Below are 22242 nucleotides of genomic sequence, written 5' to 3'. Positions count from 1 at the left end.
AGTATATATTTTATAATCACTGAAGCCCGGGTGCAATGCAGCGTAACCCGGGACACTGCTCCAAGAAAACCTGGGTTACGAAGCTATTTTTGAATCGACATCCTCGCCATCAATTTTCCCTCCTGGATTCAAGCACCTATGATTTTCATAAGGTTCGCAGAAGTGTGCAAAATACTGTTTAAAGTTGGATACAAATATTTCTTCATTCTCCATGAGGAAAATTTTTTCAGGCTGAAGTTCAACATAATTTGAATCGCGTAAAACGGCTTTATAAAAGGAGCTTGCATGAGATGAAATCCATTTATCCAGAAAAGGAAATATTTTATCTGGATCCTGGGTGAAGAAATTTTGATAAACATCACTAAATAATTTGTTTTTCATTTCATAATTGCTTTTGAAATAAAAGCTACTATGGTCTTTTCTATATTCTGTAAAAGGAGGTCTATTGGGTTTTTTTTTCATTCCTGCGGCAATATCTATGGAAAGGATGAGGCCTTTTGCAGATTCAATTTTGTACTCTGTTCCTAATAAATTGGTCCCATTATATTTATTAAGGTACGATTCTAAATAGGTAATTGCTGCATCACTTACAGGATCAAAATAGCTGCTGATAATGAATTGAGTTGCTAATTTAGTTTGTGGATTATAATAACAACTAATGTAAATTGCATAAGTAAATTGTTCATTCACTATATGTTGTACTAAGATTTTATCAATTTGAGTATTCACCTCATCGCATGAGAGTTGCTGACTTTCTATATTTTTTTCCATGCGAATAACTTGAGTTGGATAATCAATGCTGCGAGTGAACGACTTCTTTTGTTTTAAATCGTCTGTTTCATTTGAATAGGTGAGGACCTGAGTGTTTTTATTTTCCGGATTTTGTGAAATGGTTAAAGTGGTAACATTATTATGAGTTTGGCTGAAAACAGATAGTGGTACTAAAATGAGAGGGGCAACCAAGTAATTAACTTTCATAAAAAAACTCCTTTTTTGTCAGCCCAGTGTTGCATCCTGCAAGATAAACATATGACTGGGTTATTTTGAGTATAGATGAGTGGATGAAAATTACCCTTCATGTTCATTGTTTTGGTTGGAATTTTTCAAATGGATTAGGCCCCAAAATATCACCGAGTTTTTTTTGCTATACTTTTCTTCATGCAGAACATAAAAAATACATCAACCTAAGAATAAGGATAATTCATGCAAAAACTATATGGGGGTATTGTTTGGTTGATTGCAACATTATTTGTTGTTTATTCTTTTTGTTTGAATACTGCGGCAGCAGTATTTTCCGAACCCATAAAAAATACGCTAAGTGCGAGCGATTATGGCGTATCCATTGCAACAGGTGCGTTTATTTTGGGCTTTGCCTGTATGCAAATTCCTGTAGGTTATTTGCTTGATAAATTTAACCCAAGAATTGTAGTCAGTGGGGGAATTTTAATACTGGCCTTAGGGAATATTTTTATTTCTATTGCAGATAATTTGACGATTTTTACATTGGCGAATTTTATACAAGGAATAGGTGCTTCTTTTGCGTTTGTTGCCGCTGCAGTTTTAATTTCTCAATGGTTTTCCGCACAAATTTTTCCTGTATTATTTGGTTTGACCCAAACACTTTCATGCATTTTAGCTGGGGTTATTCATTATTATTTTAAAGTGGAATTGCAATCGCATACATGGAATGAACTGTATCAAAGACTCGCGGTTTGTGGTCTGGTTTTATTTGTTTTATCTTCTATTCTTGTTCGTTCTCCTACTGGTTTTGTAAGAGATAGCTCGATTTCACTAAAAAAATCGTTAGCGGTTGTGTTTAAAAACAAACAAATTTTGCTGTGTTCTCTTGCTGCAGCAATGTCTTTTGGTGTTTTGCTTGCTTATGCGAGTTTATGGTTCATGCAAATTCAAAACTATTATTCAGTTGATAGCCTGCAATCGATTATGATTAGCGGATTGATTTTTGCAGGGATAGGTATTGGGACTCCATTATTAGGTTGGTTTTCCAATGCAGTCAAATCAAGAATTATGGTAATACATATTACTTTGGTTACCGGAACAATGCTTTTATTACTGGGGATATATCTTCCTCACTACAGTATGGATTCATACATCATTACAAAAATAGTTTCATTTCTGATTGGCTTTTTACTTTCAGGCTCCATGCTTTTTTATACAATGGTTAGTGAAATTTCATCAGATAGTTCCCGTGGTGTAGCAATCAGCGTATTAAATACAGCAGTTTTTTTATTTAACACCCTTTTACTGTTCATTCCTTATTTATTTATTACTGCAGTATCCAAAGATTTTTTTACCTATTTATGGGTATTACCATTTTGTACGCTGTTCTCAATTTTGTTGATTTATTTTATTAAAGACACCAACCCAGAATAACACGGAGGTTGTTATGAGTGATAAAACAGCTTATAGAGGTGCGATTTTTTATTTTAAAGATACGGCTACCATTGAGAATCTTCCTGTTAATAAGAAAGAAAAACAGTCAGAACAAGAGTGTCAATATGTGTACATCGAGGATGGCATACTGGTTATTGAAGCAGGGAAAATTGTTGATGTAGGGAGTTATTCAGATTTAAAACACAAAATAAATGGTATAAAACTGGTTAATTATAAAGATAAGATAATTACTCCTGGATTTATTGATACTCATCAACATGCTTCGCAAAGTGCAATTGTTGCTGCCTATGGTGAGAAACTCTTGGAATGGTTAGAAGACTACGTATTTCCTGGGGAAAGTGTGTACAGTGATAAAGCCAGTGCGTCAAAAGATTTGAATTTTTTTCTGGATCAACTGTTAAGAAATGGAACCACGACAGCCGTATCTTACGGTCCATTATTTTATGAGGCTTCTGATATATTTTTTGAAGCCCTGCAAGAAAGGAACATGCGTTTTGTAACCGGTAATATTTTAATGGATGAAAATGCTCCGGATATACTTAGATTATCTACACAGGAGAATTATGATAATTGTGTTCGCTTGATTGAAAAATGGCATAATAAAGGTCGTTTATCCTACTGTATCTCGCCACGTTTTGCTTTATCGTGTTCTGATCAAATGCTTGAGTTGTGTGGCGCTCTAAAAAAAGAACATCCTGATTGTTATATTCAAACGCACCTGGATGAAAATCCGAATGAAATTGCTGCAGTAAAAAAACTTTATCCTTGGAGCAAACATTATATGGATGTTTATGACCATTTTGGGTTGGTGACGGATAAGAGTGTATTTGGCCACTGCATTCACACAACCGATGAGGAACTGGAGTTGTTTAAAAAATCAGGTGCAATTATTTCCTGGTGTCCTTTAAGCAATAATTTTTTAGGGAGCGGTTTATTCAATTTTTCACGAGCGCTTAAATATACCAATAAAATTACTTTAGGGACTGATTGGGGGGCCGGAAACTGTCTTTCAATGTTTGCTGTTTTAGATGATGCTTATAAGGTTTCCATGTTAAATAGTGTGAAATTACCCAGTATGATTCGTTGGTATATGGCGACTTTTGGGGCTGCAAAAGCATTACAATTGGATGATAAAATTGGCACGTTCAAACCAGGCAAGGAGGCTGATTTTATTGTGATTGATCCGGATGCCACCACCTATCTTAAATATCGCCGTGAAAAGGTAAATGATATTTTTGAATTGTTGTTTATTTTGATGACTTTGGGTTCTGAAGATAATATTAAAGCCACTTATATTATGGGTAAACCGGCGTACGTGAAGGAGTGTTGAAATTATTCCACCAGAATTTAATGGAATTTTAATGATGTTTCACAGTACTGTGAAACATCATTAATTGAGATAAAGATTAAATCTTTAAGATATTAAACAAGAACTACTGGCACTGCATAACTTATCCTCGGGTAACCTAATAGGAGATCTGTTTATTTTTTGAGCTGCAACTGGCTTATGAAATGCATATAGATTTCGCCCAGGATTTCCTGCTGGATTGAGTGGATGATCTAACTCCTTTGGTTGGTGAGGTGTGGTAGTTTCAGTCGCAAGAGCTGGTTGCTCAGCACTCGTTTTTCTTTCTAGAGCCTCATCGTCAGCAAACTCATCGTTGTCTGCATCCGAGGAATCAACAGAGCTCTCACTAAGGTCATCAATATCTGCCCCAGCTTCTTTTTCGCTACCATTGTCTTCAGCATGTTCATCGTTATATTCTTCTACTAAGTCAAAATAGATCTCATAACCAATGTTAGCCTCTTTTTCTCGACCATCATCTTCAACAAATGCACGATTTTTGTATTGAACCATATAATCTACAGGCATATCACTAAAGGCATTACTATACCCATTGAGAAATAACCTGAAATCAACAAATTCCCCAGTTTCCAATTCAGTTCCATGTGCAATTTCTTTAGCTGTCTCAAATTCAAGTTTTACAGAATTAAATTCACCTTCCAACGTCGCTATAGCACGTTCACTAAGTTCAATATTTTGGTGGCGTAATATCTCTATTGCTTGAAATAAAGACGGATCTTTAAAAGGAGAATCAGGATGAACATTGATGAATAGGATAATCTGATCGCCATCCTCCATATACTCGGGTGGTTGATATCCTTTGAACCATTTATTAATATCGTTTTGAGTAAGATTTCTTTTGTTAAATGCAAGCTTTGCTCTAGGCTCACCACTGGAGCGATCGGTAAAATAACTAAGTGCAAATGAATCGTTACTGGATTCTAATTCTTTTTCTGTAGAAAGTTCACTCTCATCAATAGCTTGCGTATTTTCAATAACGGGGATACTTTGCTTTATTTCTGTCTCAAAAGCTGTAGCTTGTTGCATGAGTGGACTGGAATTTTCTAAGTTATCCTCAATTTGCTCTATTGAAAGTTCAATAACTGGGGCTGCTGATTTTAAAGATTCAGCGAATTTATTTAGATCCCACAAATTATCTAACATATGAGTAACAAGCTCGCAATAATTAGGATAGGGCTCGCCGGTTCCTTGGATAGACGCTACTAAAGTAACATCCTCACCTGCATATTGATTCAGGCGCAAGGTTACATTTTTAGGAATCATATGCGGGTATTTTGTAAAAAACTCTTGTAAATGACGTTCCAAAATATCATTCCGGTCGTCAAAGAAATCAAAAATAATTTCTTCATTAGGATGATCTGCAGCTGCTTTTTGCACCTGAGCAAACAGCAAAGTTCTTTTTGTATCATCCATGGTACAGTCAGCATGGGTATGTTGAGGATTCTCGAAATAAGTATTCCCGGCAATTTCCTGCATAATTAAATTATAAGAAGTTCCGTGAGGAAGCATTCCAGTAACATCAGCTATAAGGAATGGATTGAATGTAACATTCAAATCTGAGCACACTTTTTGTATTGCAGGACAGCATGAGCCTTTAAATGTAGTTGGACCGCCCATATTGGCAGTATCAAGTTCAAATGATTGCCTATTAGAGCCAATCATTGCATAGACGGAATCAAATGCAGCATTTTCTATTTTGATTTGATCTAAGAATGGTCTGTTGTGAACGAGAACGGCATTCCCCAGATGCTTTGTAAAATCTAAATGGGGTTCTTTGATGTAATTTGAATTAAATAAACACCCATCAAAGTCAAACGATAAATAACGTATAGCCATTTTTTATACCTTTATAAAAATTAAATTGGTTTAATGTCACATTGAGATGAGATTTGATGGTTTTCTATAATCCTAATTACAACGCTCACGTAGTAAGAGTAAATGGAAACCACTGGAAGGTATTCATTGGGTTTTATGCAACTGCTATTTCGGAGTAGCCGATACAAAAAAAGCACTGATTAACTTAAATATCTATCTCAACATAAAATCTGCTTATTGATTTAGTTAACTAAGTTTACCAGTCCTCCATTCAGTACAGACAACTCTCAGTTATCTGATGAATAATTGAATAATTATTAATGGTATATTTTAATATTTTTTCCTTAAGAAAATATTAAATAAGAAATTTTTTATTCATAACCCAAGCATTGTTTTCAATTGACCATTAATTCTTTGATTATACAATGAAATGAAGGAACCAAAAATGTCACCATTTCTAATGAATTAACCCCAACTATGCATAGAGAATCAAACTGACAGTAGTCGGTTATCTTATATACAAACGAGGCAAATGTGATAATATTTAATCCGGAGAACTGGTGAATTTTATTGCAAGTTTTGTGCTGAATTCTGCGTTTTTCAAGTTATACGATTTATGGAGATGAAGTCAGTTTATCCAATAACAGACTTTTTATTTTATATATTTTAGATTTTAGGGAATAAAATGGGCAAAATATACGCAATTGTTAGTCCTGCATACACCAAATCCGGTGATAGTTTTACCGATTTAGCATCTTATTTGGTTACTCCGTTTCATGCCGCAGCCTATGAACATGTTTGTGGTTATTCATTAGGTCATGAAGTTGTTTTTTCAGAAACGCTGGAAGAGGCTAAAAAGATCTTAGAAGATGGCGTCAAGGGTACTAAAAAGGATGCCACAACAGCGATTCAAAAAGCCGTTCTCGAATTAGAAACTGATGAGAAAGGAGAAATCAGTGGATTTAGCAAGATTTATACGGTCAATTTTAACAAACGCTATGAACAAGCTGAAGATAATTTTTTTAAGGGAGTTCGCGTTCCTAAGTGGAGTGAGCAACCAATTGATGCAAAAAAAGATGCCTCGCCCGATGCGCTTCCGGCACTGCACCAGCAGTATGAAGAAAGTAAAAGGGTAGTTAAAGAACAAGTTGCGATGTAAAACATAATTGTAGTCTGGATGCAGGTCACTGTTTCTTATACACATCCCTGCCTACGCCCCGCGGCTTTGTCCGCGGGGTTCCAGGGGTTTAGGCAGATTTTCTGGATCCCGCGGACAAAGCCGCGGGACGTCGAGATCGGGCTGGACATGTTTTTCAGAGATGTGTATAAGATTCAGGTGCAGGTCCGAAGGACCGGAACCCGGGTTTCGCTGTCGCTGTACCCGGTGCTTCAATTATATACCTCCCAAATAGCCAAAGAATAATCCTTGAGGATCATACTTGGCTCGGATCTTCTCTAATTTTTTCCATTTAGCAGAAGTATAAGAGTTCTGTATGCGTGTGGGATCTTGAACAATATCTGTTTCACCAATATAGTGGGTATTCGTAAATTTTTTAAGAATGGCACATACTTCATTTTGCCATTTAATATTGGCTGCATCATCTTCTGGTTTCTCCCAAATGGCCCAACATCCACCATAAGACTGACCCTCCATGGACAGAGCAACTTCAGTATGGGCTTCTAATAAATTGTGTTGACCGGTGCTTTGACAAAAAACAATAACAGACTTACGCGAAGGTGCATCGATAATTTTGTCACGTAAGGCCATTAAAATGTCTACGGGCTTGGCTTTAGAACATTGATTTTCACACAAGTTTCTATGATGTTCGGGCCAGGTAATTCCAGAGATTTCAGACAAACTCTCAAAGCTGCTGGGTTCATTTAATTTTTTGGCAAGGCATTTCTTTGCCATGCTTCCTTGCTCTAAAATTTTAAGGGCATCAAGGCCTTCTTTTTGATTATGAGCAAAAGCCACAGCGGTAATCATACATACTTTTTCATTAGTTGTTTTGCATTGATCAATTAGTTCCGAAGGCGCCTGGATAAGAAAGATAGAGAGTTCCACGCAGCGAGGCATAGTCCAACCGAGTGTAGTTACTTCTTCCACTACTTCTTTGAGCTGATCCAGCGAATAGTAATAGTTACTGGTCATTATTGTTTTAGGAAGAGGGTAGCATTTAAGATGAAATCGGGTGGCCACAGCAAACATCCCTGGTCCACAACCGCGAGCAGCCCAGAAGAGATCGGAGTGTTCAGAAGAACTTGCTATGACTTTTTGTCCATTTGCTGTAACCAATTCTATTGCCTCAACACTCAAGCAGGCAGGCCCCCAGTCACTTAAGTTCCACGACATACCGCCATTTAAAAGATAGCCACTAGCTTTTACTGTTGGACAGTGTCCAATTGGAAATGCCAGATCGTAAGCTGCGAGTCGTCTGGCTAGTTCGCGATTACTGATTACTGGTTGAATGACCGCTTTTTGAGATAGTTTGTCTATCTTTGATTCGTTAAGTTCAGACAAATCAATCACCATACCACCATGACGCACAGCCAATCCACACCAAGTGTGGCCACCTCCATGAACTACCACGCGCAAGCCATTTTTCTGTGCAAAGTTGATGGCTGTAACTACATCATCATCATTTTTAACGATGACTATTACTTCAGGCGAACGGTCTGGTTTTAATCCATTCCATACCATAGATGCTTTAATCGAAGGAAAGTTTGCATCGTTTTTGGTAATCACGGTACCACTAATGTGATTGCGTAAGGTATTCCAATCCATAATTGTTGTACTCCAATTCCATTTAGTAATTCCATTCTTTAATTGTAGTCTGGGTGCAGTAAAAAGGAGTCCATTGGGCTACTACTGCACCCCAAGTGCCCCGTTTACATCTTATCCGGTAAAAATCCTCCTGCTTGCATTTGCCACATGTGACTGTAATGACTTGGTATCTTAATTAGTTCCTCATGCGAACCATCTTCAATGATGCGACCCTTATCAAAGACCAGAATGCGATCCATTTCGGATAAGGTAGAGAGACGATGCGCAATCACAATCGTTGTTCTATTTTGCATTAACAAATGTAAACCATCCTGAATCAATTTCTCGGTCAAGGAGTCTAAAGCGGAAGTCGCTTCGTCCAGAATTAAAATGGGTGCATTTTTTAGCATAGCTCTGGCAATGGCAATTCGCTGTCGTTGCCCACCTGATAATTTAATCCCTCGTTCACCCACTAAGGCATTGTATTTTTCAGGAAGCAGGGAAATAAATTCATGACAATGTGCTTTTTGGGATGCAGAAATGACTTCTGCATTGGTTGCATCAATGCGACCATAGCGAATATTCTCCATCAGGGTGCGGTGAAATAAAGTCACATCCTGTGGAATCATCGCAATGTTTTCGCGCAATGATTCCTGGGTAACATCGCGAATATTTTTTCCATCAATCAGGATTTGTCCTGATTCCACATCAAACAAACGAAGAATCAGATTAACAAAAGTACTTTTTCCAGAACCAGATAAGCCTACAAGACCAATTTTTTGTCCGGGCTCAATGACTACGGATTTGTTTTTAAAAAGATGTGCTCCCTCATCATAATAAAAGCTCACGTTTTTAAATTCAATCCGACCTTGAGAGACGGTGAGTATTTTTGCATCGGGTTTATCAGCAATCTCATGCGACTCTGAAATCAAAGTTAGGGCTTGTTTACATTTTCCTAACTCCTCCGCAAACAATACAAATTGACTTGCGAGGTACCATAAATTATAAAAAATGCTGATTGATAAGGAGATAATAAAACTAAAATCACCGATTGATACTTGATTTTTACTGTACATATCGACCAGCATATATAAATTGGTGGCAATCAGCACAATAATACTCAGGTCCCAATAAGAACGCATTTTCAAAATCGTCCATTGCATGGTCTGATCTTTATCTGTGGTTTCTTGGGCTGTATTGCGAATTAGTTGATTTTCAAAAGCTGCTCTGGAAAACAATCGTAGATTGGTGATATTGCTGATGCTGTCCACAATTTTTCCTACCAATGTGGTTTTACTGGTAGCAAATGAATTAGAAAGATCCTGAACTGGTTTGAAATAAACCATCGCAATACCCAAAAAGACAATCGCCCAAATAAATAAAATTAAGGCAAATACAGGATGTACAAGTAGCATGCTGATGATTGCAATGATGAGCCCAACAACTTGGGCTGATGCATCATCAAGCGTTGTAAAAATTGCTATAGTCCCTGCGGTCATGTCAGAGATTTTATTGGACAAACTCCCTGCAAAGTTATTTTGGAAAAAGCGATGAGAATGCTGATTCAAATAGGCAAACATATTATTTACCAAGTCATAACGTATGTAGGGAAATAATTTTAATCGAAACCAATCTGAAAGACGCATATCAAGGGCGATCAGGACCCACAGGGTAATGTATACAATCACATAGGGTTTTATCACACTAAATACAGCGGATTTATCTCCTGAGAATGCAGCAACCTTATCAATGATAAGTTTTAACACATAGGGTGAAAGCGTGTTGTTAATTCCCCAATACACTGCGGTAAATAATAATCCTATAACATACACGGTGTACGGCTTTATCAGACTTAGGAAAAATTTTCTTAGCAAAATATCTTTTTTATTCATGTTATTACTCGGTTTTAGGTATAATTATAAGAATTTAATAAACCATTCTTAATTTCATACCCGTAAGTTACGTCAATCGCGTTCAAAAAATCAGAATCGTGGGAAATAACAATCATTGCTCCTGGATAATCTTTGAGTACCTGGATTACATGAGCTCGTGTTTCTCTATCCAGGTTATTGGTCATTTCATCCAAAATAAGTAATTTGGGCGTAATTGCGGCAATTTGTGCCAAGGAGAGTCGGGCTTTTTCTCCACCGGATAAAGTAGAAACCAAGGCATCAACCTCTTCATTTTTACGAAATAAAAAATCATTCAGATACTTCCTAATTTCGGAATAGGATTTATCCTTGAATAAACAACTTATAATCTCCCATACCGTCTTGTTTGGAGATAATGTATTGTAGTGCTGATCTAGGATGCCTATTTCATGGGCATTAGGTACTATCCAAGTTCCTTTTTTTATTACAGACTGAGTCTTCAAAATGGCTTTAAGTAAAGTGGATTTACCCGAGCCATTCTCCCCATGAATTGCAATCCGTTCTCGTGCTTTTATTGAGAACCTCAATTCACTTAAAATCGGATTGTTTTCATCATAGCCAACAGCTCCATCGCTTACTGTGACTAAAGCTTCATTTGTTTCTACTCCATGAATAGCAAATTTAGGGTAAATGACTTCAGGTAAGTAAAGATCTGATAAACGCTGAGTCAACTCCTGTTTTTTGTGATTGATTGCGCTTTTTTTGCGACCTGAAGTTTCTTGCGCATTTCGTGCTTTACTCTGCGAAACAATCGTAGGCCACTTTCTCTGCTGAATGTGTTTTTCTCCTTGAGTTTTACTGCTCTTGGCTCGTGCCTGCTCCCTCATCATATCCGCGTGTACTTGTTTTTTCTGACGAGTAAGATCTGTAATTTCCCCCTCAATTGCACTACGTTGAATATTAATTTCTCGCAAGTAGTCTTCGTAACATCCTGTAAAAACATGTATTTTGGCATGATCGATATGCCAAATCGTATCTACAGTGGTTTGCAGTAATTCAATATCATGAGTCACTATAATTAAGGTTTTTCTATAATCAGCAAGCATTCTCATCAAAGAGCCGCGATTGTTACGATCCAGATGATTGCTGGGTTCATCGAGCATTAAGAGATCGGGATCCGATGCTAATGCTTGGGTTAATAATTTATGAAAACGTTGCCCTCCACTTAATGAATCGAATTCTTCAATAACTTGTGGGACATAGCCTATGTTTAGTTCTTTAGGAAAGCGGATGTCACCATCAGTTGGCTCAAGTAATCTTGCAAGCAATTTTAATAGGGTCGATTTTCCGGAGCCGTTGCGTCCAATGATCGCAATGCGATTGCCATAGGAAATTTGACCGCTAAAGTCCTCAAAACATGTTTTATGGGGAAAAGAAAGACAAAGATTTTTAAATTGAATTGGCTGATGCATCATGTAACTCACTTAAGTAATTTAATGGGCAGTTAGTGCGGCTGCTTTTCGTCATTGCCCGGCGCTTAGGGCGTACTTAAGAGATAATGTCCATGATGTGTATAAGCCTCTTTGATGATGTGCTTGTTTGATATTGGGTACAATTATAACCGATTGCATGATTATCTGTCAATAATCGAGAAAATCAATAGAGAAAGAGATTTTAGACGGTTTCTTCCAGATGAGGGATAAGTTCTTTGCAATGCCTCATGACTCGTTGCTCTTCTGGGGGTAATTGCAAATAATCACCATATTGTTGAATAAGAAATGTTTCGGCATTTTGTGGAATATTAAGTTCTTTCGTTTCAAAGACAACGCGTTGCAATGGATATACTTCTTCCTTTTTAATTAAGTTTCTTCCTACACAATTATAACCACGTCCTATATAAGGGCTTTGACTGGTATTTGCTTGGCGAATAATTTTTTGCAAACAAAACTCAAGCAAGCTCTTAGGGAAAAATGAGGATATGACCTTATATAGCGCGGGATAGTGGCCTATTTTTACTTTGCTGTATTTAGAGCTTAACAAACGGGAAAGCTTTTTAGCGTAGAATTTATATCGCTTACGTTGCTTTGGATTTACAGGCATGGTGTCATAGACAAAAACGTCAATAAATATACCTTGTATGTAAGGCTCATTACCTTTTTCGTGTTTTTCGATAAACCGGCTGGTGCGATCTCTGATTTTTAAAGGAGTAGCCATATTAAAATAGCCGGGATCGCTATGAATTGTTTGCAGCCACATCCAGTCTGGAATTTCTGCTGGCGCTACACGTAAAAATTGTTCATAACTGGCGCGCGGCATGGCAATATCTACATCGTCATCCCAAGGAATAAAACCTTGATGGCGAACTGCTCCTAAAAGAGTCCCTGCATCAAGCCAATAGTCCAAACCATATTTAAGACAAATAGAATCCACCACTTCAAGCATCGCAAGCATCTTCAATTGAGCTTGGCGTAGCCTGCCATCATGAAATGCTGTTTCTGCAGAATAAGGATTTGGATTCTTTGTTAATGTCATAGCGTTTTCTTATTAAATGACAACAAAAGCTATATTAGCAAAATAATTCAAAATCATTAACTATAATGAAACAAAAACTTAGATAATTGATTTAATTCAAGCAATACATCGAGCACTTGCAAGATTAACAGCACTGCTGGTGTAAATCGCGAGTGGCTTGTACGTCAAATGAGGAGCAGTCATGGTGCAGTTATATACTGATGTCGGTCCAATGTTGATTCAATATAGAGAAGCAACTCCTGAAGGTCGACATACCATGATGCAGGAGAAAATCACAGAGGTTAAAAAGCTTTCCGGGCAAGCGACTCATAAGCAGCAAGCAAAGACTCATTATAAAACCTTAGCGTATGCTGCGACATTAATTAACTATGCTGATGTGATACAACGTATAGAAAATCAGCGGTATTTTGATGTTTTATTAGATTTCTATGGGATGGAGATGGAGGCCGAATTAAGCTCCTGGTTTGAGTTTGGTACTACTCCAGGTCAAATGAGATTGAAAAAGCCACTCGATGAATATACGCCTGGGATTTGGGAAAAATTTCGCACAGCTCAAAAAGCACATCTGAAAAAAACCCACAAAACCCATCTTTTTGATCTGGATCAGCTCGATATTTATCATCCTCCTGCGAATCAATTATATCCCATTCAAATTCAGATGGGAGGCAAACTGAAGAATGAAGCAGTAGATAGAATCAATATTGATGCGCATGGACGCATTCGTTTTGCGCAACATTATGGATTTTATATTCTCCCTGGTGGTGGGATGATTGAAATTACCAATGTTACCCAAATTGATGCTTTGCAATTCAAAATGTTAGAAGAGCATATAGAAGAGGAACATGCCAATCTTCATATAAAGGCGGCTGAATTATATGATCAATTAATACCGGAGGAGTTTAAAGCTGCATTAACTAAAGCCTGTTCAAGTAAGCAAGCTCAATCTTTATCTTCAGAGTTTCGCAGTTGGTTGCAAAAGCAAATTCTAACGAACCAAAGTAATGCAGTTTGCTTGCAAAAGATTGTTTCTGAACTTGATCGGCAAATCGAGATAACGAAGAGGGAGGGGCTCGTTTCTTTAGAGAAATATACTAAAAAAGAACATGTGGAAAGTCTGCATCTGCTTAAGTCGCTAATTGAATTACGCGCTCTAGTGCAGGTACAAACTTTTAAATTAACTTCATTATTCGCCGAAGCTTTTGAGTATATAAAGAGGAATACTATTTGTGTTGATATACAGCAATATTTGGATACGCGAGTATTAGGTGGTTCACAACTCTCTCACAGTTTCATCATGAGAGGGGTCCCCTTAGAAGATTGGTTTGCTGCAAAGTTTAATGGGATTGAGGGAGAGTTTGGCGATGACATTTCCGGATCTGTAATTGAACCCATGACCTTACTTGAAGCCTTAAGTAAGTTTAGAAAAATCAAGTTTTCTCATATTTTGATTGCATTAGCTGCTTATGAAGAATGCATCGAGAATGGAACATTACAGATAGAAAATATCTGGAGTGAGGTGCAATTTGAGCGTTCTCGTCAAGTAGTAATAGCGGAAGCAATTAAATTTTAAATAATTAACAATAATCCCTTATAACGTTAAGAATTTTTGTCATTACCGCGAAGGCTGGCTCTATTTTTATAAAAGCAGCGTGTCTCTTTAGAAATGGGTTCCCGCCTTCGCAGGAACGGACAGTTTTCGGCAATGCCTTGTCTATTTTATTTTTAATAAAAGTAAACATTGATTTATCAAAAATTAAAAACGAAAATAACACTCCAACTTTTCTCTAGCATTACAGTATTGAAATGAGTCTTTTATGTCAGACACTTTAAATCGTTATTACCTACAGACTATGGGAATCGATCTATGGGTGTTACGCCAGCCTACTCGTTCTTGTGAACAGGATTTATCTGCATTAGCTCAAGAGGTGGCTGCATGTACTCGATGTTCTTTACATAAAACTCGTACGCAAACGGTCTTTTATCGTGGCAGCTCAAAGGCTAAATTGATGATAATTGGCGAAGCGCCAGGTTTTTATGAGGATCAACAAGGCCAACCCTTCGTGGGTAAAGCAGGGAGTTTATTAAATCAAATGCTGCACAGCATTGAGATGGTTGAAGAAGACGTCTACATCGCTAATGTTTTAAAATGTAGACCACCAAATAACCGGGATCCTCAAGAGAATGAAATTGCTCAATGCAGTTCCTACCTGGCTCGTCAAATTGAGATTGTACAGCCTCATTTGATTTTGGCTTTAGGCCGTTTTGCAGGGCAGTTTCTACTTAATAAACCTCTTCCTCTCAAACAATTACGTAATACACTACATCACTACCATAATATCCCCTTTATAGTAAGTTATCATCCTGCTTATCTTTTACGTAACCCAGCCGATAAGAAAAAAGCATATTTTGATTTAGTCACGGCAAAAAAATTATTAATAGATAAAAGTTGCTAGAAGCTCCTTCTGTGTAAATACTGTATTATTTGATGGGTATTTTTACGTATTGATTCTATTTGAGTGTGTTTTTTATAATATAAGTAGATTCAAAATTAGGGCTTTTAAAAAAGTCTGTAGGAGAGAGAGGCATGAATCAATATAAACGTGTTTTTATTGTTGGCCTACCTGGCGCAGGTAAAGGTATATTTGCAAAACGATTGGCTGAAAAATTGGGTTGGCAGTTTATCGATGCGGATCTTGGAATTGAGTATCATATTGGGCGTACCTTAAATAAAATTTTTAGCGAAGAAGGCCAAAAGGACTTTTACCAATGCCAATATGATCTACTTAGCGCACTCAAAACTAAAGAGAACATTGTCGTAGCCACTGAAGCAAGTATTATCTGTAATGAGGCAATTCGGCACATCTTATCTTCAGAGTTTGTAGTATTTTTGCAAGTCAGTACTGAAGTACAAATAGGGCGAATAGCGCGAAATCCGTCACCATTATTAACTACTGATCTTAAAACCTTCTTTGATATGCTGCATGCGGAACGCGATCAACTGTTTGAAAATGTAGCAAGTATATCTTTTGATACAGATAGTAATGCATTGGAACAATATGTATTAAGTGCATTCGAGCTCGTCGCAGGAAATCAAGTAAGTGATTCCAAGTCAGTCAAATTAAATGAGAAAGATATCGTGCTGTTTCATAAAGTGTTACATACTCCGGTCCATTTATCAGAACAACAAGCACTCTGTCTTAAATTACTTGCCCAAGGGAAAAGTTCAAAACAAATTGCACGTCATATGAATATTTCTTATCGAACTGTGGAAGGTACTTTGGCTAAGACAATGGAGGCATTAGGGTGCTCCTCCAGTAAGGAACTGATTGTTTTGTATCATGATAAGCCTTGATTAAGATTTTAAAAAAAGAGCTCTATTGAACTTCTGTTTGTAGCCTGGCTATAGCACAGTGGATCCCAAACCCCCTTTAACCAGAGGTCTACTGTGCTATAGCCAGGCTACTTGCTTTCGGTTAAACCGCATGATGTCTTTAAAAAATTGTTCTTGAAGAACTATTCTTTGCTTTGGGACATGTACTGAATTGCCTTAATGAAGGCTTCATCCGAACAATTTTTCTTGGGGACATCTGCTTCCTTACACAACCCACTATGCGGCATTAATCCTTTACCAAGTTTCATTTTGTACAATAAGTAATCCATCCCAGTTTTATATTCTGCAGGATTTTTTTTGGCTTCTAGTTCCGCATTTTTAAAGGGTTTCTCCCAAGCTTTTTTATCAAAAGCAGCAGGAGCTTTTATCCCGGTTGCAAATTGGGGCGCATGACAGGTTTGACAGGTGACCTGATAGGTGTTTTTTCCCAAATCATCAGCAAGCACTGAAGTACAAATGATACTAAGTAAAATAAGGAATAGATTTTTCATTTTTTCCCTCTGTTCGATTTGGTTTATATCCTCTTTTAAGCATACTCCAATATTAGAGCAACTCAAGCTGACCTCTTCTCTTTATTTGTTTTATAACATACGCATTATATTGAAAATAATACTATAATTTACTGCGGCACACCGTTTAATTTTGCCAACAAAGTGTTAGCAGGATGAATCAAAAGGAAATTGACCATGAAAGGAACAGAGAAAAAGAAAACCGCATCAAGATTAGATTTAAAGAACCAACCTAAAACTTCATCTGAGATGGTCAATAATTCCCAGCATGTAAATTATATGAATGAGTTGGATGAATTTTTTTATTATATCAATAAGTGGTATCAGGCAAATCTTGGCAAAATTACAATGGGAATGAGTCCGGCAGTAATAGGAACTGCTTATTGTGCGTGGCTTTTGCAATTAGCCCAATCACCAGGCCACTTATTGGCATTGGCTTGTTATCCAGGCCTACACGCCGATGAGTTCGTTGCTCGTCTGCTGTGTGAGAAACAACCAGGGCAAGGAAAGGACGTCCGTTTTCATAAAGAAAGTTGGCAATTGATGCCATGGCGTTTTTATGCTGAAACTTTTCTTCAGATTGAAGAGTGGTGGGGATATGCCACACGAAAAGTTCCTGGTCTTTTCGGTCGTGCAGAACGCACGGTTTCTTTTTGTATTCGTCAGTTACTTGATGCGTTATCACCTTCGAATTTTGTCATGACCAATCCGGATCTTTTTTATGAAACAATCCACTCTGGTGGTGCCAATTTAATTCAAGGTACGGAACTTGCGATTGAGCATGCGCAGAGAAGATTAGCAGGTATGCCACCTCCAGGAGCAGGGAAGTTCAAACCAGGAAAGAATGTTGCAATTACTCCCGGCAAGATTGTATTTACTAACCATTTAATAGAATTAATCCAATATGAACCGCAAACTGAAACTGTTTTTAAAGAACCCATCCTCATATTGCCTGCATGGATAATGAAATATTATATTCTGGATTTATCACCAGGAAATTCTTTAGTTAAATGGCTGGTGGGACAAGGGCATACAGTCTTTATGGTTTCATGGCGCAATCCGGATGAGAAAGACCGTGAATTAGGCATGGATGATTATTATCGTCAAGGAGCAATGGCAGCAATTGATACGGTAAGTAATATTTTACCTAAGACAAGAATTCATTTGATGGGATATTGCCTGGGTGGAACTTTAGCCATGATTACTGCTGCTGCAATGGCACGAGATAAGGATACACGTCTTAAAAGTCTTTCGCTTCTTGCGGCACAAGGAGATTTTACCAAAGCAGGGGAGCTCATGCTCTTCATTAATGAAAGTGAAATAGCATTTCTCAAAAACATGATGTGGGAAAAGGGGTATCTTGATCCCAAACATATGGCCGGTTCGTTTCAAATGTTACGTACCTACGATTTGATTTGGTCAAAGATGATTGATGATTATATGACTGGTAAAAAACGCGGTATGATCGATTTGCTGGCATGGAATGCTGATGCGACGCGCATGCCTTATAGAATGCATACCGAATATCTTGAGAAATTATTTCTGCAAAACGATTTTGCTGAAGGACATTTTCGTGTTGAGAATGAAATAGTAGCTCCTAAAAATGTTCATGTACCTATTTTTGCGGTTAGTACCAATAATGACCATATTGCTCCCTGGGAATCGGTGTATAAGGTACATTTGATGATGCATTCGGATATTACCTTTGTATTAACAAATGGTGGTCATAACGCAGGTATTGTTAGTGAACCGAATCATCCAGGACGCTTTTATTATATTCGTGAAAGTAAGAAAAGCATGCCTTATCTAGGTCCGAAAAAATGGGTTAGCAAAGCCAAAAAAAGAGACGGTTCATGGTGGATTTCCTGGCATGATTGGTTAGTGGACAACAGTTCACAAAGACGTATTGCACCACCTCATCTTGATCCATCGCTTCCTTCTGCACCGGGTTCTTATGTGATGCAAAAATGAAGAATACTCCACGTATTAACGTGTTGAAAATTCTCTTCACTGCCTACGTTCCCGACTTGTTCGGGGAACGTGGAGCACGATGGATGGTCAATATACCTTAGTATTTTGTGTGTTGAATCTTGGTTGCAGTATTGGGATGTGTTAAATTTAGCCCCTAATTTTTTTTTGGAGCTTTATGATGAATAAAATCTCAATTGCAGCAGTGGCCTGCTTTATTATTTCAGTTTCCGCAAATTCATTTGCGAATATATCTCACCTTAAAGTTAACTTTAAGAAAACGTACTGTGGTAATGCCGAGTTTGTAGGGAATGATGCGGGAAAACGTCCTCATTTACATTGCGGTGAAACGTTTATGGCTTACAAAAAAGCCAATGGCGATCATGCAAATATTACAGAATATGGAACTTGTGGTCGAACAGACTCGGTTTTTGATGATATTAAAGCAAATAGAAACGCATTTGCAGATTACCAAGGTATTTATAACGCACTTGTAGCATTCCATCAAGCTGGTTGTCCAAATCAATTGGCATCTAAATAGTAGTTAAGCTGGTATCGTCAAATTGTAGAGCCCGGGCGTAGCGAAACTCGGGGGCTCCTATTGTAACACCCTGTTATAGTATGGAGATCCCGCGTTACACTCGGAATGAGTGTGGACTCTTAATGGATGTAAGCCCGGGCTCCGCTTCACTTAACCCAAACAAGAAACAACTACTCAAATAATGCCAGAACGTTCTCAGGTGGGCGTCCTATAACTGCTTTATCTTTATAGGTAACTATCGGACGTTGCATTAATATGGGATCTTTAAGCATGGCTTGCAAAACCTGAGCTTCATTTTCCAGCGATAATCCATGCTCTTTAAAAACAGGTTCCTCTGTGCGAACAAAATCCTTAAGCGTGAAGTGCGCTCTTAAACTGTTTAATTGTTCCAGATTAAGCGGGGTTTTAAGATATTCAATAACAACAGGTTCATAACCTTTGCTCTGAAGAAGTTCCAACGTTTTTCTTGATTTGGAACATCTAGGATTATGATAAATTGTAATGTTTTGCATTTTTTTCAAATGTTGCTAGGATTGATTTAAACTATAACATGTTCTTGTTGTTTTATCTTTATTTTAATTTTGTTTGGATTCTGACATCAAGAGATCTGATTACTTTGGGTTATTGACTCAAGAAGAAATCTTCTTTTTACTTATATCACTGTCAAATTAACTGAGAGTCCTATGCACTTTTCGATTATCCCTATCCAGGAAAAACATATTGACGCGTTTTGGTCCGCTGTAGATAGTGTGGCTCGTGAACGTAAATTTTTAGCTTTTTTAGAAGGACCTCCAATCGAATCAACTAAAGAGTTTGTTTTAGAACATATTAACAATAACTGGCCTCAAGTTGTTGCAATGTTCGATGGGAAATTAGTTGGATGGTGTGACATCAGTCCGCTGGATCGACCTGTTTTTGCTCATGTGGGTAGTTTAGGAATAGGGGTAATTGCACCGTACCGTGGACAGGGAATAGGGGAGGCCTTATTAAGTACGGCATTGCAGATGGCTAAGTCAAAGGGGTTAACCCGTATTGAACTTACCGTGCGTGAACATAATCAGACTGCAATATCATTGTATGAAAAATATGGGTTTGTGAAAGAAGGAGTGCATAAAAATGCGGTGCGAATCGATGGGGAATATGAGCATCATATTTTTATGGCCTTACTTTTTGAATAGGTCTAAAAAGAACTGGCAATGAGCTATTAATCACACATTGCAGAAGGACTTGCTCACTTTTTATCTCATTTATTGAGTTTTTCTTTATTCAACGGAAGCGGAATTTCTTTTGGATAATGTTTATAAATATTCCATCTTTTTGCAGAGAACTCGTCGGGTGTGGTTTTTAATAAGAGAAAAGCTAAAAAGTCAGCGCATACAGCGGGCGGAATCAGGGTGTGTTCTTTATAAGCTTCTTGAAATTCAGTAGCTAATGGGAATTGCTCAACAGGGCATTCTCGCAAATTTTTCTGCATTCCGGTATCTACTTCACCCGGAATAACATCAGTTGCTACGATCTCTGCTGGTAATTCGGTCTGCAATACTTGGGTCCACATATTGAGTGCCGATTTGGTGATACAGTACGCTCCTGCGCCTGGGACTGCTTTTTCTGCCGCTACCGAGGTAATATTTAAAATTCGACCGCCTTGTTTGGTAAAGAAAGGAAGTACATTTTGAGTGAGCAGTATAGGTGCAATAAGATTTGTTTCAATTATTTTCTTTACATCAGAAGGGTTCGCTTCATTTAATGAACCAAGAGGAGCAATAATACCTGCATTATGGATTAAGTAATTGATTTTTAATCCCTTGAGTCCCGCTCCAATTTTGTTTAAACCCTTATCAGTAGTAATATCTGTAGATATTATTTTAATCTTATCTGGATTTTTATCCTTGAGTTTAAGTAATTCATCGTTATTTCTTGCAATAGCGATTACGGTGATGTCCTGAGACGCCAGTTCTAAAGCTAATGCCTGTCCGATACCACTGCTTGCTCCAGTAATAAGTGCAACGTGTGACATATTGGGTCTCCATGATAAGCTATAAAATTTTTAATATTGTTGTAATATATAGACAATTTGTTTGATTTTGTAAGTCCAATGCAAAATAAATACTTGCTACCCTTTAAAAGAGCACTTGATAATTATATAAAACAAACGAAACGCTCTCATTTTTCATTTAGTTCAGATGAAAAGCGCATTTATAAAGCTGATTTTTTTGGCAGTTTTCGGCACAGTCAAAAACTTTATCCTGCTTTAGAACAACTTCAAGATAAATTAACGGAAGTTAATGACGAAGAAGCCAGAAAAATTATTAAAATTCATTTTATGGATAAAAATAATAAATGGAATAACTATTCCTTCAATAGTTATTTTTTAGATGAAATCTATAAAATAGAAATCTATGAAGAGTGGGAAAAAGAATGGAAAGTATTTGATAAAAATCCAATAAGTTATTATCAAGGGATTTTATTTAGAGGTTCAGCAGAAAATATTTCTCATTGTTTTAAATACGGAATTAAAGAAAGCGTTAAATCAGATTTTCTGGAAGATTACGTTCAGGATATGAATGGTTCAATTGGTATTTCTACCTCAAAATCATTTAATGTCGCAAAAGTTTATGCCTTACCAACAGTTTTTGTTCGCAATGAAGTGAGTATGACTGCTACCCCTATATTGGAAGAATCTTATATTTATTTGATAGATTTTAAAGGAAAAACAGCGATTGATCTTGAAGGTACTTTTACATCAAGAGGTGAGAAAGGGGCTGCTGAACTTTCAAAAAATAAAGAGGAAGTTAATGTCGTAGGCTCAATTTCCCCCGAAGAAATTGTAGGCGCATTTTATGTTAATAGATATGGAAAAATACAATGGCATATTAATCCTAATCGAAAAGAGTTATTGGATTATTCAATATTTGAACCGTTACTTCCAAAAGAATTTTATAATGAATTGACGAAAGAAAATAAAATAGATCGTTCTAGTTTCGAGCTATCCTCGACTGAAAGCTCCTCGAATATCCATACATTTAGTTTAGAGATAAAACCTCGCTGATAAATGCTCAAGAAGTTCAGA

General features: G+C 37.3%; 19 protein-coding genes. 10 read left to right on the top strand and 9 right to left on the bottom strand.

Annotated features, from left to right (window positions below; translation table 11 throughout):
- Positions 1–75 precede the first annotated feature (75 nt).
- Positions 76–978 carry an Lpg0189 family type II secretion system effector gene (locus ACWTEW_RS11975; RefSeq protein ID WP_454781863.1) on the bottom strand — a complete coding sequence of 301 codons (903 nt, stop codon included), beginning with the start codon at positions 976–978 and terminating at the stop codon, positions 76–78.
- 225 nt (positions 979–1203) lie between these two features.
- On the opposite strand from ACWTEW_RS11975, the gene ACWTEW_RS11970 reads away from it, so the two are divergent.
- Complete coding sequence (locus ACWTEW_RS11970; protein WP_454781862.1) at positions 1204–2394, top strand: MFS transporter; 1191 nt, start codon at positions 1204–1206, stop codon at positions 2392–2394.
- Positions 2395–2407: 13 nt separating this feature from the next.
- Positions 2408–3745 (top strand): guanine deaminase, encoded by a 1338-nt coding sequence (gene guaD, locus ACWTEW_RS11965; RefSeq protein WP_454781861.1) that lies wholly within the window; start codon positions 2408–2410, stop codon positions 3743–3745.
- Positions 3746–3829: 84 nt separating this feature from the next.
- Here the strand turns inward: guaD and ACWTEW_RS11960 are convergent, their stop codons facing one another.
- Entirely contained in the window at positions 3830–5617 is a 1788-nt protein-coding gene (locus ACWTEW_RS11960) for a hypothetical protein (RefSeq protein WP_454781860.1), read from the bottom strand.
- A 664-nt stretch (positions 5618–6281) separates the two neighbouring features.
- On the opposite strand from ACWTEW_RS11960, the gene ACWTEW_RS11955 reads away from it, so the two are divergent.
- Positions 6282–6755, top strand: a complete 474-nt coding sequence (locus tag ACWTEW_RS11955) for a hypothetical protein (protein ID WP_454781859.1) — start codon at positions 6282–6284, stop codon at positions 6753–6755.
- A 234-nt stretch (positions 6756–6989) separates the two neighbouring features.
- Here ACWTEW_RS11955 and ACWTEW_RS11950 read toward each other — a convergent pair whose 3' ends face one another.
- The 4 genes from ACWTEW_RS11950 to ACWTEW_RS11935 all read right to left on the bottom strand — a co-directional run bounded on the left by ACWTEW_RS11950 (position 6990) and on the right by ACWTEW_RS11935 (position 12763).
- Positions 6990–8381 carry an FAD-binding oxidoreductase gene (locus ACWTEW_RS11950; protein WP_454781858.1) on the bottom strand — a complete coding sequence of 464 codons (1392 nt, stop codon included), beginning with the start codon at positions 8379–8381 and terminating at the stop codon, positions 6990–6992.
- A 104-nt stretch (positions 8382–8485) separates the two neighbouring features.
- Complete coding sequence (locus tag ACWTEW_RS11945; protein ID WP_454781857.1) at positions 8486–10252, bottom strand: ABC transporter ATP-binding protein; 1767 nt, start codon at positions 10250–10252, stop codon at positions 8486–8488.
- 14 nt (positions 10253–10266) lie between these two features.
- Positions 10267–11706 (bottom strand): ATP-binding cassette domain-containing protein, encoded by a 1440-nt coding sequence (locus ACWTEW_RS11940; protein ID WP_454781856.1) that lies wholly within the window; start codon positions 11704–11706, stop codon positions 10267–10269.
- Positions 11707–11905: 199 nt separating this feature from the next.
- Entirely contained in the window at positions 11906–12763 is an 858-nt protein-coding gene (locus tag ACWTEW_RS11935; RefSeq protein WP_454781855.1) for a LicD family protein, read from the bottom strand.
- Between the two features lie 181 nt (positions 12764–12944).
- Between ACWTEW_RS11935 and ACWTEW_RS11930 the strand changes: the two genes are divergently transcribed.
- From ACWTEW_RS11930 to ACWTEW_RS11920, 3 genes are all read left to right on the top strand, one after another.
- On the top strand, positions 12945–14333 hold the full coding sequence (locus ACWTEW_RS11930) for a hypothetical protein (RefSeq protein WP_454781854.1): 1389 nt from the start codon (positions 12945–12947) through the stop codon (positions 14331–14333).
- A gap of 244 nt (positions 14334–14577) precedes the next feature.
- Complete coding sequence (locus ACWTEW_RS11925) at positions 14578–15216, top strand: uracil-DNA glycosylase (protein ID WP_454781853.1); 639 nt, start codon at positions 14578–14580, stop codon at positions 15214–15216.
- Positions 15217–15347: 131 nt separating this feature from the next.
- Positions 15348–16115 (top strand): shikimate kinase, encoded by a 768-nt coding sequence (locus tag ACWTEW_RS11920; protein ID WP_454781852.1) that lies wholly within the window; start codon positions 15348–15350, stop codon positions 16113–16115.
- A 161-nt stretch (positions 16116–16276) separates the two neighbouring features.
- On the opposite strand, the gene ACWTEW_RS11915 is transcribed toward ACWTEW_RS11920, so the two are convergent.
- A complete protein-coding gene (locus ACWTEW_RS11915) occupies positions 16277–16645 on the bottom strand; it encodes a c-type cytochrome (RefSeq protein WP_454781851.1) in 369 nt (122 codons plus the stop codon).
- A 195-nt stretch (positions 16646–16840) separates the two neighbouring features.
- Here ACWTEW_RS11915 and ACWTEW_RS11910 point away from each other — a divergent pair, with 195 nt between their 5' ends.
- Together ACWTEW_RS11910 and ACWTEW_RS11905 are read left to right on the top strand one after the other, a co-directional pair.
- Positions 16841–18634: a PHA/PHB synthase family protein gene (locus ACWTEW_RS11910; protein WP_454781850.1), complete on the top strand. Its 1794-nt coding sequence runs from the start codon at positions 16841–16843 to the stop codon at positions 18632–18634.
- A 175-nt stretch (positions 18635–18809) separates the two neighbouring features.
- Positions 18810–19172 carry a hypothetical protein gene (locus tag ACWTEW_RS11905; protein ID WP_454781849.1) on the top strand — a complete coding sequence of 121 codons (363 nt, stop codon included), beginning with the start codon at positions 18810–18812 and terminating at the stop codon, positions 19170–19172.
- Positions 19173–19342: 170 nt separating this feature from the next.
- Here the strand turns inward: ACWTEW_RS11905 and arsC are convergent, their stop codons facing one another.
- Positions 19343–19684, bottom strand: coding sequence for an arsenate reductase (glutaredoxin) (gene arsC / locus ACWTEW_RS11900; protein ID WP_454781848.1), 342 nt, complete (start codon positions 19682–19684; stop codon positions 19343–19345).
- Positions 19685–19855: 171 nt separating this feature from the next.
- Here arsC and ACWTEW_RS11895 point away from each other — a divergent pair, with 171 nt between their 5' ends.
- Complete coding sequence (locus ACWTEW_RS11895; protein ID WP_454781847.1) at positions 19856–20350, top strand: GNAT family N-acetyltransferase; 495 nt, start codon at positions 19856–19858, stop codon at positions 20348–20350.
- A gap of 65 nt (positions 20351–20415) precedes the next feature.
- On the opposite strand, the gene ACWTEW_RS11890 is transcribed toward ACWTEW_RS11895, so the two are convergent.
- Positions 20416–21189, bottom strand: a complete 774-nt coding sequence (locus ACWTEW_RS11890) for an SDR family NAD(P)-dependent oxidoreductase (RefSeq protein WP_454781846.1) — start codon at positions 21187–21189, stop codon at positions 20416–20418.
- A gap of 78 nt (positions 21190–21267) precedes the next feature.
- On the opposite strand from ACWTEW_RS11890, the gene ACWTEW_RS11885 reads away from it, so the two are divergent.
- A complete protein-coding gene (locus tag ACWTEW_RS11885; RefSeq protein WP_454781845.1) occupies positions 21268–22221 on the top strand; it encodes a hypothetical protein in 954 nt (317 codons plus the stop codon).
- Positions 22222–22242 lie beyond the last annotated feature (21 nt).

It is taken from the genome of Legionella stuttgartensis, from assembly GCF_977063405.2.
This window is presented reverse-complemented; position numbering and strand designations above follow the sequence as displayed.

Coding starts and splice junctions, on each gene's coding strand:
- ACWTEW_RS11975 (WP_454781863.1), bottom strand. CDS start 978: ATGAAAGTTAATTACTTGGTTGCCCCTCTCATTTTAGTACCACTATCT.
- ACWTEW_RS11970 (WP_454781862.1), top strand. CDS start 1,204: ATGCAAAAACTATATGGGGGTATTGTTTGGTTGATTGCAACATTATTT.
- guaD (WP_454781861.1), top strand. CDS start 2,408: ATGAGTGATAAAACAGCTTATAGAGGTGCGATTTTTTATTTTAAAGAT.
- ACWTEW_RS11960 (WP_454781860.1), bottom strand. CDS start 5,617: ATGGCTATACGTTATTTATCGTTTGACTTTGATGGGTGTTTATTTAAT.
- ACWTEW_RS11955 (WP_454781859.1), top strand. CDS start 6,282: ATGGGCAAAATATACGCAATTGTTAGTCCTGCATACACCAAATCCGGT.
- ACWTEW_RS11950 (WP_454781858.1), bottom strand. CDS start 8,381: ATGGATTGGAATACCTTACGCAATCACATTAGTGGTACCGTGATTACC.
- ACWTEW_RS11945 (WP_454781857.1), bottom strand. CDS start 10,252: ATGAATAAAAAAGATATTTTGCTAAGAAAATTTTTCCTAAGTCTGATA.
- ACWTEW_RS11940 (WP_454781856.1), bottom strand. CDS start 11,706: ATGATGCATCAGCCAATTCAATTTAAAAATCTTTGTCTTTCTTTTCCC.
- ACWTEW_RS11935 (WP_454781855.1), bottom strand. CDS start 12,763: ATGACATTAACAAAGAATCCAAATCCTTATTCTGCAGAAACAGCATTT.
- ACWTEW_RS11930 (WP_454781854.1), top strand. CDS start 12,945: ATGGTGCAGTTATATACTGATGTCGGTCCAATGTTGATTCAATATAGA.
- ACWTEW_RS11925 (WP_454781853.1), top strand. CDS start 14,578: ATGTCAGACACTTTAAATCGTTATTACCTACAGACTATGGGAATCGAT.
- ACWTEW_RS11920 (WP_454781852.1), top strand. CDS start 15,348: ATGAATCAATATAAACGTGTTTTTATTGTTGGCCTACCTGGCGCAGGT.
- ACWTEW_RS11915 (WP_454781851.1), bottom strand. CDS start 16,645: ATGAAAAATCTATTCCTTATTTTACTTAGTATCATTTGTACTTCAGTG.
- ACWTEW_RS11910 (WP_454781850.1), top strand. CDS start 16,841: ATGAAAGGAACAGAGAAAAAGAAAACCGCATCAAGATTAGATTTAAAG.
- ACWTEW_RS11905 (WP_454781849.1), top strand. CDS start 18,810: ATGATGAATAAAATCTCAATTGCAGCAGTGGCCTGCTTTATTATTTCA.
- arsC (WP_454781848.1), bottom strand. CDS start 19,684: ATGCAAAACATTACAATTTATCATAATCCTAGATGTTCCAAATCAAGA.
- ACWTEW_RS11895 (WP_454781847.1), top strand. CDS start 19,856: ATGCACTTTTCGATTATCCCTATCCAGGAAAAACATATTGACGCGTTT.
- ACWTEW_RS11890 (WP_454781846.1), bottom strand. CDS start 21,189: ATGTCACACGTTGCACTTATTACTGGAGCAAGCAGTGGTATCGGACAG.
- ACWTEW_RS11885 (WP_454781845.1), top strand. CDS start 21,268: ATGCAAAATAAATACTTGCTACCCTTTAAAAGAGCACTTGATAATTAT.